The sequence below is a fragment of the Mesorhizobium sp. M7A.F.Ca.CA.004.04.2.1 genome (genome assembly GCF_004022825.1).
Lineage (GTDB): Bacteria > Pseudomonadota > Alphaproteobacteria > Rhizobiales > Rhizobiaceae > Mesorhizobium.
In genome coordinates this window covers 1-3,251 of the sequence record NZ_RZPH01000702.1, presented here as the reverse complement: position 1 = coordinate 3,251, position 3,251 = coordinate 1, and the positions used below count along the sequence as shown (strand labels likewise).

General features: G+C 63.1%; 2 protein-coding genes. Both read left to right on the top strand.

What is annotated here, in order from left to right; all coding sequences use genetic code 11:
• Positions 1-1,390, top strand: a 1,390-nt coding sequence (locus tag EN893_RS25515; protein WP_164901093.1) for an ABC transporter ATP-binding protein, incomplete at its 5' end; no start/stop codon positions are given.
• A gap of 10 nt (positions 1,391-1,400) precedes the next feature.
• Positions 1,401-3,251, top strand: a 1,851-nt coding sequence (locus EN893_RS25510; protein ID WP_164901092.1) for an ABC transporter ATP-binding protein, incomplete at its 3' end; no start/stop codon positions are given.

The following is a 3,251-nucleotide window of genomic DNA, read 5'->3' as shown; positions in this document are numbered from 1 at the left end:
CTACGTTATCGTCTATTTCCTCGGCATGCTGCTCATCGTCGGCTCGGCCGACTGGCGGCTGGCCGCGCCGCTCGGCGTCTGGCTGGTCGGCTATATCCTTTTGCTGCGCTACTTCATCCCGCGGTTGGGCAAGGTCGGCGAGGAGCAGGCCAATGCGCGCTCGATCATGACCGGCCGGGTCGTCGATAGCTACTCCAACATCCAGACGGTCAAGCTGTTCAGCCATGCACGCCGCGAAGCGTCATTCGCCAAAGACGGCATGTCCGGCTTTCTCGAAACGGTCTACCGGTCGATGCGGCTGGTGACAGTGCTTTTTGGCTCGCTTTACATCCTGAATGCATTGCTCTTGTTCTCCGTCACCGCGATGGCGTTGTGGCTGTGGCTGGGGCAAGCAGTGACGATCGGCGCGGTCGCCGTGGTCATCGGCCTTGTGCTCAGGATGTGGGGCATGTCGCAATGGATCATGTGGGAAATGTCGGGCCTGTTCGAGAACATCGGCACGGTGCAGGACGGCATCGCCTCGATCTCGCTGCCGCGTCTTGTCGAGGACAGGCCGGACGCGAAGGAGATCAGCGTTTCCAGGGGTGAAATCCGCTTCGAGGACATCCGCTTCCACTACGGCAAGCAGAAGGGTGTGATCGAAGGCTTGTCGCTGGCGGTGAAGCCGGGCGAAAAGGTCGGCATCGTAGGCCGCTCCGGCGCCGGCAAGTCGACGCTGGTCAACCTGTTGCTGCGCTTCTACGACCTCGAAGCCGGGCAGATATTGATCGACGGCCAGGAGATCGCCGGTGTGAAGCAGGATTCGCTGCGTGCGCAGATCGGCATGGTCACGCAGGACACCTCGCTGCTGCATCGTTCGGTGCGCGAGAACATCCTCTATGGCCGGCCCGATGCCACCGACGAGATGCTTGTCGAGGCGGCGCGGCGCGCCGAGGCGCTGGACTTCATATCAGGGCTTTCGGATGCCGGTGGCCGGAAGGGCTTCGATGCCCATGTCGGCGACCGCGGCGTCAAATTGTCCGGCGGCCAGCGTCAACGCATCGCCATTGCTCGCGTTATGTTGAAGGATGCGCCAATACTTATCCTTGACGAAGCGACCTCGGCGCTTGATTCCGAAGCCGAGGCGGCGATCCAGGAGAACCTCTACAAGCTCATGCAAGGTAAGACCGTCATCGCCATCGCGCACCGACTGTCGACCATCGCGGCGATGGACAGGCTGGTGGTGATGGACAAAGGCCGTGTCATCGAGGAAGGTTCGCACGAGGAACTCGTCGCCCGCGGCGGGCTCTACGCGCAGCTCTGGCAGCGCCAGTCGGGCGGGTTCCTGCTTGAGGGCGGTCCCGCCGACCCCGCCAACGATGCACTTGCAAAGGGGCAAGCCGCAGAATGATGGCCGCCGCATGATGACAGCCGTCTATCGCTGGTTCGAGAACTGGGTCTATCCGTTCAGGGAGCCAGCGAATCTTCGGCCACCGACCAGCGTCGGCGGTTTCCTCTGGCACTATGTCGGCCAGGCGAAGTTCGCCTTCTTCGCCATGCTGGTCATCGGCGGCATCGCGCCGCTGGTCGAGGCCGGCCTGTTCTACTTCGTCGGGCGGCTCGTCGATATTCTCGACCAGCTTCCCGCCGAGCGCAGCTGGCACGCACTGTGGGCCGCCGCCGGTCCTGAACTGGTTTTCATGGTCGTGGTGGTGCTGGTCATCCGCACCGTCGTCGTCGGCCTGTCGGCGCTGGTCGATGAACAGACCATCACGCCGGGCTTCTACAATCTGGTGCGCTGGCAGGCACACCGGCATGTCTCGCGCCAGTCCTACGCCTTTTTCCAGAACGATTTCGCCGGCCGCATCGCGACAAAGGTCTGGCAGGCGGGGCAAGCCACCGGCGACCTGATGGAAAGCTTCATCGAGGTCGTCTGGTTCATGATCGTCTACACGGTGACGACGCTGGCGCTGGTCGCAGGCCTCGATCTCAGGCTGGCGGTGCTGGTGGTGATCTGGATTTCCGCTTTCGCTTGGCTGGCCAAGCTCTACTTGCCGGCAATCCGCAAGCATGCCGAGGAAACCGCCGAGGCCGGCTCGATGATCACCGGTCGCATCGTCGATTCCTATTCCAACGTGCAGACGCTGAAACTGTTCTCGGCCGACGGCGACGACCGCTACATCAGGAACGGTTTCGACATCTACCTCGACGCATTGCGCCCGTTCACCCGCCGGCTGACCGGCGTGCGCATGGCGTTGACGACGCTGTCGGGCATTATGATCACGGCGATCGGCTGCTTTGCCGTTTATCTCTGGGTCGAGGGCTCGATCACCGTCGGCGCGGTCGCCTTCACGCTGTCGCTGGTGCTGCGGCTCAACATGCTGCTCGGCCGGCTGATGATGCAGCTCAACAGCATCTTGCGAAACCTCGGCGTGCTGGAGAACTCCAAGGCGCTGATTTCGCAGCCCCTCGGCCTCATCGATGCGCCCGACGCCAAGGAACTCGTGGTGGCAGGCGGTCGTATCGAGGTGAACAACGTCGAGTTCCATTACGGCAAAGGTTTCGGCGTGCTGAACGGCATCGACCTTGTCGTCAAGCCGGGCGAGAAGGTCGGGCTGGTCGGACCGTCTGGCGCCGGCAAGACGACGCTCGCGAACCTGATCCTGCGCCTCTACGATCTGGAGAGCGGGTCGATCACCATCGATGGCCAGGATGTCGCCAAAGTCACGCAGAATTCGCTGCGCGCCAATATCGGCGTCGTCAGCCAGGACACGGCGCTGTTCCACCGTTCGCTGCGCGACAACATCAAGCTCGGCATGCCTGACGCGACCGATGCGGAGGTGATCGCGGCGGCGAAAAAGGCCGAGGCGCACGAGTTCATCCTGACCTTGCGCGACAACAGGGACCGCGCCGGCTACGAAGCCTTTGTCGGCGAGCGCGGCGTCAAACTGTCAGGCGGCCAGCGCCAGCGCGTGGCTATCGCCCGTGTCTTCCTCAAGGACGCGCCGATCCTGATCCTCGACGAAGCGACCTCGGCGCTCGATTCCGACATCGAGGCGGCGATCCAGGAGAATCTGACGCGGCTGATGGAAAACAAGACGGTCATCGCCATCGCCCACCGGCTGTCGACGATCGCGGCACTCGACCGGCTGGTGGTGCTCGACGGTGGCCGCATCGTCGAGCAAGGCACGCATGACGAGTTGGTAGCACTCGAGGGGCTCTATGCGCGGCTGTGGAAGCGGCAGTCCGGCGGTTTTCTCTATCACGAGGAC